Annotated in this window: 4 protein-coding genes; all 4 read right to left on the bottom strand. The window is 29.7% G+C overall.

The window, feature by feature from the left end:
* Positions 1–239: 239 nt before the first annotated feature.
* The 4 genes from L3B98_RS26980 to L3B98_RS26965 all read right to left on the bottom strand — a co-directional run bounded on the left by L3B98_RS26980 (position 240) and on the right by L3B98_RS26965 (position 8,641).
* Positions 240–1,283: a methyl-accepting chemotaxis protein gene (locus L3B98_RS26980; RefSeq protein WP_238918972.1), complete on the bottom strand. Its 1,044-nt coding sequence runs from the start codon at positions 1,281–1,283 to the stop codon at positions 240–242.
* A gap of 473 nt (positions 1,284–1,756) precedes the next feature.
* A complete protein-coding gene (locus L3B98_RS26975; RefSeq protein WP_238918971.1) occupies positions 1,757–2,824 on the bottom strand; it encodes a hypothetical protein in 1,068 nt (355 codons plus the stop codon).
* Positions 2,825–2,920: 96 nt separating this feature from the next.
* Entirely contained in the window at positions 2,921–3,964 is a 1,044-nt protein-coding gene (locus L3B98_RS26970) for a phosphodiester glycosidase family protein (RefSeq protein WP_238918970.1), read from the bottom strand.
* Positions 3,965–4,321: 357 nt separating this feature from the next.
* Complete coding sequence (locus L3B98_RS26965) at positions 4,322–8,641, bottom strand: 2-hydroxyacyl-CoA dehydratase (protein WP_238918974.1); 4,320 nt, start codon at positions 8,639–8,641, stop codon at positions 4,322–4,324.
* Between the last annotated feature and the right edge of the window lie 172 nt (positions 8,642–8,813).

The raw sequence follows: 8,813 nt of genomic DNA, 5'->3' as shown, positions 1-8,813 counted from the left end.
ATCTAGTTGATTAGTCTGTTTCAAAAGTTATCCACAGATTGTCCAACAATATAATTTCCTAAAGAATAAAAAATCATTATAATTCCTCAAAAGGAATGCTCATCCTGTTATCGTGTGCGCATAACAAATTTAGTATACCATGATTGTAAAAAAAAAGCACATTTTGTAATTATTTATTTTAGTACAAAAAAGCACAAGCAATTGTAATTAATTGCTTATGCTTTATAATATTAATTTTTTTATATATTTTTCATTGTTCTGATATTTTGAACTAATTTATCCAAAATCTCGGAGAATTTATTAAATGCCTCTTGTTGGCTTGCAGATATCTCTTCTATTGCAGCTTTTACTGTTTCACTTCTTTCACTTAATTCTCCAACTATTGTAGCATTTCCATCAATTTCAATTATTTCTCCAACTATTTGCTTAAACAAATCGTCTGATACTTTTACTGTATCTATTGTTTCGCTAATAAGTTGTCCACTTTCATTTGCATTATCTGTTGTTGTATTTATTGAAGCTGTAATACTATTAATAATTTCACTAACACTATTTACGGCGGTTTTTACGTTATCAGCCAACTTCCTAATTTCTGCTGCAACAACTGAAAAACCTTTTCCTGCTTCACCAGCTCTTGCTGCTTCAATTGCTGCATTTAATGCTAGCAGATTAGTTTGATTTGCAATATTTCCTATAAGATGAATTATTTCAGTTGCTTCCTTAGTGTAATTATTAGCAACCTGTACTGATTCATTTAATATTTTATTGGAATCGTTTAATTTTTGCATAGCAACAGTTATATTTTCAATACTCTCACTGCTAACACTAGAAAGATACATTGTTTTAGCTAATGCTTCAGCAAGCTTATTGACTTTGTCATTTGTAGCTTCTGAGGATTGGTCTAACTCTACAAAAATATTCTCAGCCTTTTCAACTTTACTAATTACATTACTAAAAATATTACTTAAATCACCTAACGTTTCTTCTTGGAACGTCATTAATTCTTTAATTTCTTCTGTATTACCTTCATTCATATAAGTTGTATTAATTATAGGCTCTTCCCTTACTGCAGAAACTACCTCTTGTGGTGCTTCCTTATAAACTTCTGAAACATTTACATTTTGATTCATACCTAAGCTTATAAATATAGCTGCTACAACTGCTGCTATTAAGCTTATTGATGCTGTAACTATTATTGACATTCCTAGAATTGCAGGTACCATAGTACTAGCTACAATTATTACTGTTATAACGCTAATTGTTAAGATTTTGTTATTTTTCATTTTTTTACTCCCCTTCAATTAGTAAAGTTTTATATGATAAATATATAAGCTCTATAGATATCCAAACTAATACTCAAACTTATAAATAGAATATGTATGCATTATCGAGAAATTATAATCGTAACACTAAACTAGAAATTACATACATTTTTCTGGAAGCAGGCATGTGAAATTGAGCTGATGATGGTTATTAAGCAGAGAACCCAAATCTATGATTTGGTGTGAATCGCTTACTCAGCGAACGAACGTGAGTCGAGTTTCCTCTAAGGTTGTTTTATTTTCTGCTTGTCATAAATTTACTTTAGGAACATGCAGAAATGATTGCAACCTTCCACTTAGAACCTTCCAGCGAAAATTTCACTAGTCCTGTGGAAGATAAATGTATCTAATTTCGGTAATTGTTGCATAAGTCTAATTCTCGCTTTGGATATCTATATTAACTAGAACTTATATATTTAAAATATCTAATTTCATCACTTGTTCGTTGATATTTTGTTTTGATCTATTTCAATTTTTATTAATTTATTATCATTCTTGCTAATAATACCCTTAGAGTATGACTGTAACAATTGACCTTCATATTTAATAGTTTTTTTAGTCAGAAGTTCTAAAACACTATTTGCTGTTTTATCATTAACATAAACCTTACCTGAGTAATCTATTATTATATCTGCTTTATCAACTGGCTTTGGTAATATTAATGAGTTCCATTGGTGTTTCGTATTGCTTAAAGTAGTATAATACACTTTAGCTATTTTACCATTTACTTCTTCACCAAAATAAACATTATCATTTATATCGCTACCCAATATTCTTATTGTTTGAACTTTAGGTATTTCAATATTATCAGCACTGTTTAAAATTGTTACTCCATTCCCCATTTCCATGACTGCATTTGTGCTAGTTGTTGGAACCACTATGTCGCCAATATCCTTATTGGCTCTGACTTTTTCTAATTGATTCATTATGTTTGCATAATACAAATCACTTTTTCCATTTCCCTTTTTTATTTTAATATAAAGAGTATGGGTTGCTGTCGAAAACACTACATCATCAACCTTGTCATTCTTATTTGTAATGTTTATTTTCAATTCATTTAAATTAAAATCAGCTAGTTCTCTTGTTTCACCTTTTTTAGCATTAAAGGATACCGGTTCATAATATGCTCCATTATTTGTTTGAACTTTTTGTATCACAATTATGCTATTTTCATTTGTTAACCATTTATAAAACGCCACTTCTCCGTTTTCTTCACTTTGAAATTCTTTTTCACTATTATCAATACTATCAAAGACTTTAAGCTTATTGTTCTCATAATAAGCTACAAATCTACCATCTGAAGAAACTGAAATTTGATCTATTCCATCTTTTATATTTATTTCATTTGGATTTGCTTTTTTAGGTGGTTCTTTCTCTTCAACTTTTTCAGCTTGTATTTTTACATCTGAATCCAAATAAAAATTTTCTATGTATAAAAAAATACTATGTTGAATTACTAAAGCTATAAGCGTCCATGCTAATATCCTTACGAGATTTTTCATTCCTTACCTCTTTCCTAAGTGCTTCTGAAATTTTAACCTATAAAGTACATATCTTAAAATAGGATAAATTTATTTAGTTATTTTTGAAAGTTTTATCTAATCCACATAAAAAGCTGTAGCAACAGTTCTTTCACCATCCCATGCATTTGGAGAGTTAATTACATCTCCTTTATAATACATTGTCGATGAATATCCACCATCTAGAGCACCTGCGTTTATAGCGCCTCTCTCTAACATTATTTGTTGAACATCATATAAACTTGCCCCAGGCGCTGTAATTTTTCTCCCATCTATAACTAAAAATATTACAGTACCATCTTCTTTTTGACCAACTGCTGTTCTTGGATTTAACCCATCTGCTATTTTATCCTTAACTTGCGGCTTTCCATTAATTATTATGTTAGGTCTTCTAAAGCACATTGCCTCTTGTACATTTAATTTTTGTAATTCTGCAAGGGTATGGTCTCCAACAATAAGCTGACCGCCTTTTGTAAAAGCTATAACATTTTCAACATTATTTCTCTTTACATTAGTCTTTGGATATATTAAATTTCCACCTGAAATTACAAAACCGCCTGGTTCAGCTCCAGTTCCAGCATAAAGAGTACCATCTGAAGACTCATCCACAAAGGCTCCTCCATTTATAGCTGCTATAGCATTATGATCTTCTGCCATTTCACTTGTCTTTTGTCCAATTTTCCCTAAATATTTTGTCATCGCTACTTTTACACCTAATGGATTTTTAATTTCTAATACATATCCATTATATCTATCTGTATGAATGTCATATCTAGTTATTTCATTTCCACTAGTATATTTAACTTTTATTTTATCTAAATCAGTAACTGAATTACTAGTTGTATCATCTTTAGGTTCTTCTGCTTTTTGATTATTTACACCTAGAATTTTATTTATTTCTTCTTGAGACATAAAATCATTTACTAAATATGCATGTCTTGTACCTAGTAAAGTTGATATAAATACCTTTCTCGTATTATCATATGGTCCATATAGTAATAATAGAGGAGTAGTTATAGCTAAAAAGACAGCTATATATAATATTCCTACAAAAACTACTAAAGGCTTAAACATTTTATTTTTCTTCACATCTTTTGTTGATTTAACACTTTCTGTGGCCATTCATAACCTCCATATTATAATTTATGTCCAGTTAAATGTTATTCTTTTTATACAAATATAGTATATTTTATAATTTCAAACAATATATATTCTACTATACATGTATAACTTTTACAACTTAACTTTTAAATATATTGCTTAATTTTAATATAACATAAATTTTCAAAAAATTCTCTTAATAATTCATAATTATAGTTTTCCATATATTTTGAAACATATTTGCTGGGCAATAAATATTTTTTCATAAGAAACAAAGCCAGCTATACAAAAGATACTTTTAACATCTGTACAGCTGGCCTTGTTTGCATTAAAATTCACTATCTATCAAAAAATCAAAGATATTTATTTTTTTGTCTATTAGATATTTTCCTCTAATGTTAAGCTTACTTCATTATGAAATAGTTCTTCATCTACAGTTTCTTTTTGCACTTTATGATTTTTATCAATTCTATCTTCTAAATTTTTAAAAGCTACTGACAACATAAGCTTTATTCTATTTAATTGATTAACATTTGAAGCACCTGGATCATAATCTATTGCTACAATATTTGATTCAGGATATCTTTCCTTTAGCACCTTAATCATACCTTTTCCTGTTACATGGTTTGGTAAACATGCAAAAGGTTGAAGACAAGCTATGTTGGAAGCTCCACTTTCAATAAGTTCTATCATTTCAGCTGTTAAGAACCATCCTTCCCCTGTTTGGTTTCCAAGAGATAATATAGGAGAAGCCATTTGAGCTAGTTCTTTTATATGCTTTGGTTTAGAAAATCTATTACTACTTTCTAAACATTTCTTCATAGTATTTCTGTATGTTTCCATATACGATATTGCAGCATTACATAATTTTTGCGACAACTTACTTCCAGCAAGATATTTTGCTTTAAAGTCAGCATCAAAAGCTGAATAGAAGAAGAAATCCAATAAATCTGGAACAACAGCTTCTGCTCCTTCATTTTCTAAAATTCCAACAATATCATTATTAGCGGTTGGATGGAACTTAACTAATATTTCGCCCACAACTCCAACTCTAGGTTTTTTAATATTTAGTAATGGAAGCTTATCAAAATCATTAATAATTTCTTTAATATTTCTATTAAATTCTCTTTTACTTCCATTTATTAAATTCAATTTAGCTTTTTCATTCCATTTTCTATGAAGTTCATCTGCAGAACCTTTAACTTTTTCATAAGGTCTTGTCCTATACACAACACGCATAAATAAATCCCCATAAACTAATGCCATGATTGCCCTATGAATTAACTTCAAGGTTATCTTAAAGCCTGGTTGCTGTTCAAGTCCTACTGCATTCAAAGATATTACTGGAACTTGTTCAAAACCTGCATGTTTTAAAGCCATCTTTAAAAATCCAATATAGTTAGTAGCTCTGCAGCCTCCTCCAGTTTGAGAAATTATAACTGAAGTATTATTCACATCATATTTTCCTGACTTAAGAGCTTCAATCATTTGTCCAATTACAATTATTGAAGGATAACAAGCATCGTTATTAACATATTTTAAGCCTTCATCTACAGCCTTCATATCCATTGAAGGTAATACCTCAACATTATATCCTGCCTCTCTAACAGCTGTTTCTATTAAATCAAAATGTATTGGAGACATTTGAGGACATAAGATTGTATGTTTTTTTCTCATTTCTGGCGTAAATACTGGATTTTTGTAAACTATTTGTTCTTCTATTGGCTTATAATTCTTTCTTTCTCTTTCGTCCATGGCTGCTTTTAAGGACCTGATTCTTATTTTTGCAGCACCAAGATTATTTCCTTCATCTATTTTAAGTACAGTATATAACTTACCTTTTGATGAAATAATCTCTGATACTTGATCTGTTGTAACTGCATCTAATCCACATCCAAAGGAATTTAATTGAATTATATCAACGCAAGGCTCATCTGCTACAAAAGCTGCTGCTCTATATAATCTTGAATGATACATCCATTGGTCGACTACTCTTAGTTTATCTTTTAAAACTCCTAAGTGTGATACACTGTCTTCAGTTAATACTGCCATATCAAAAGAACTTATTATATCAGGAATACCATGATTTATTTCTGGATCAATATGGTATGGTCTTCCGCTTAAGACTATTCCTTTTTTCTTATTCTTTCTTAAATAATCAATAACTTCTTCACCTTTATTTTGTATATCTTTCTTAAATGCTTCTCTTTCTAAACTTGCTGCTTTTACAGCTGCTTTTGCTTCACTTAATGAAACATCAAACATCTTAAATTCTTGCACAATTCTCTTTGCAAGCTCCTTATCATCATCTAAAGATAAAAATGGCTCCATAAAATTGATATCATTATTTTTTAGTTCATCCATATTATTTTTAATAGCTTCCGGATACGATGTTACCATAGGACAGTTATAATGATTTTGAGCATCCTTAAATTCTTTCTTCTCATAGGATATACAAGGATAGAATATATTCTTTATTCCTCTATTAATTAAATTCATAATATGTCCATGGGCTAACTTTGCTGGATAACATGCTGATTCTGATGGAATTGTTTCAATTCCAAGTTCATATATTTTTTTACTTGAATGTGCCGATAACTTGACACTAAAACCTAAATTAGTAAGCAAAGTAAACCAAAATGGATAATTTTCATACATATTAAGTACTCTTGGAATACCAATTACCCCACGTTTTGCTTCTTCTTCTTTAAGAGGCTTATAATTAAAGGTTCTCTTATATTTATATTCAAATAAATTTGGTAATTTATTTTCTTTAGGTTTATCTATTCCAAGACCTTTTTCACATCTATTACCTGAAATATATTTTTCTTGAGTTGAAAACTTATTTATTGTAAGTAAACAATTATTTCCGCATTTTCCACATCTATCGAAAGATGTTTCCATTTTAAATTGATCAATTCTGTCTCTAGGTAATAAAGTTGATTTTTCTCCTTCAATATATCTTTCTCTAGAAATAATTGCACATCCAAAGGCACCCATTAGACCTGAAATATCTGGTCTTACTACTTCTCTTCCAGAAATAAGTTCAAAGCTTCTAAGTACTGCTTCATTGTAGAAGGTACCACCTTGTACAATTACCTTTTCACCTATATCTTTTTCATCCCTTAATTTTATAACTTTAAATAAAGCATTTTTTATAACTGAGTATGAAAGACCAGCTGAAATATCTGAAATTTCTGCGCCTTCCTTTTGAGATTGCTTAACTCTTGAATTCATGAAAACTGTGCATCTAGATCCAAGATCTACAGGCGCTTTTGAGCTTAAAGCTTCATTGGCAAAATCTGCAATCTTCATATCTAATGATTTAGCAAAACTTTCAATAAAAGATCCACAACCTGATGAACAAGCCTCATTTAATAATATACTATCAATTGCTCCATTTTTAATTTTGATGCACTTCATATCTTGTCCACCAATATCCAAAATGAAATCAACCCCTGGCAAAAAGTAATCAGCAGCTTTATAATGGGCAATAGTTTCAATTTCCCCAATATCTATATGAAGTGCAGCCTTAATTAAGGCCTCTCCATAACCTGTAACAGTAGATTTAACTATTTCAACTGTTTCTGGAAGCTTTTCATACAAATCCTTCATAATTTGAACTACTTTAGCTAATGGGTTTCCCTCATTACTTCCGTAATAAGAATATAAAAGTTCTGAATTTTCACTGACAAGTGCAACTTTAGTAGTTGTTGACCCAGCATCTATTCCCAAAAATGCTTTTCCTTTATACTGACTAAGTTCTGCTCTTTTTACAACATCTTTACTATGTCTATTTTTGAACTCATTATATTCTTCTTCATTTTTAAATAAAGGATCAAGTCTTTGTTCAGTATCATCTTTTATATTAGAAATATCTGATATTCTCTCAACTATTCTCTTTAAAGTTGTAGCTTTTTCCTTTTCAGCTAAAAGTGCTGCTCCCATAGCAACAAATAATTGAGAATTTTCTGGAGCAATTATTTGATCTCCTTCCAAATTTAAAGTTTCAATAAATCTATTTCTAAGTTCTGATAAGAAAAATAATGGTCCTCCTAGAAATGCAACATTTCCTTTGATAGGTTTCCCACAAGCAAGTCCACTAATTGTTTGATTTACTACTGCTTGGAATATAGATGCTGCGATATCACTCTTCTTTGCACCTTCATTTATCAAAGGCTGAACATCAGTTTTAGCAAAAACACCACATCTTGAAGCTATTGGATACAAAACAGTATATTCCTTGGCATAGTCATTTAAGCCCATGGCATCAGTATTTAATAATACTGCCATTTGATCTATGAAAGCTCCAGTTCCCCCTGCACAGCTTCCATTCATTCTTTGCTCTATTCCACCTTTAAAATATGTTATTTTAGCATCTTCTCCACCAAGTTCTATTACAACATCGGTTTGTGGAATAAATGTTTCTACTGTTTTTGAACATGCAATTACTTCTTGCACAAAACCAAGATTAAGCCATTTAGATACAGACAATCCCCCTGAACCAGTTATATTAATTTTACAATTAATATCCCCTAATTCATCAAAGCATTCCTTAACTAAATCAATAATAGTACTTCTTATATCTGAAAAGTGTCTTTTATATTTACTATATGCTAATTTTTTCTCATCATTATTAAGAACTACTAATTTTACTGTTGTTGATCCTATATCTAAACCAATTTTATAATTTGTCATATTTTTCTGCTCACCTACTCTATTTTTCAATATATTTGTATTAACAATTAAGATTTATCAATCGCTATTTTAATTTAATTAGAAAACTTATATGTTTTAATTTTAAAAAATAATAAATAATTCCATATGTATAAATACTTAAAAGCACGTCAATACTTAAAAGGTATTTTAA

The organism is Clostridium sp. YIM B02555, assembly GCF_022320955.1.
GTDB lineage: Bacteria > Bacillota > Clostridia > Clostridiales > Clostridiaceae > Clostridium > Clostridium saccharoperbutylacetonicum.
The sequence above is the reverse complement of the archived record's forward strand: the minus strand, read 5'-3'. Positions and strand labels throughout refer to the sequence as shown.

Excerpts from the sequence above, each read along its gene's own strand:
- L3B98_RS26980 (WP_238918972.1), bottom strand. The coding sequence starts at position 1,283 with ATGAAAAATAACAAAATCTTAACAATTAGCGTTATAACAGTAATAATT.
- L3B98_RS26975 (WP_238918971.1), bottom strand. The coding sequence starts at position 2,824 with ATGAAAAATCTCGTAAGGATATTAGCATGGACGCTTATAGCTTTAGTA.
- L3B98_RS26970 (WP_238918970.1), bottom strand. The coding sequence starts at position 3,964 with ATGGCCACAGAAAGTGTTAAATCAACAAAAGATGTGAAGAAAAATAAA.
- L3B98_RS26965 (WP_238918974.1), bottom strand. The coding sequence starts at position 8,641 with ATGACAAATTATAAAATTGGTTTAGATATAGGATCAACAACAGTAAAA.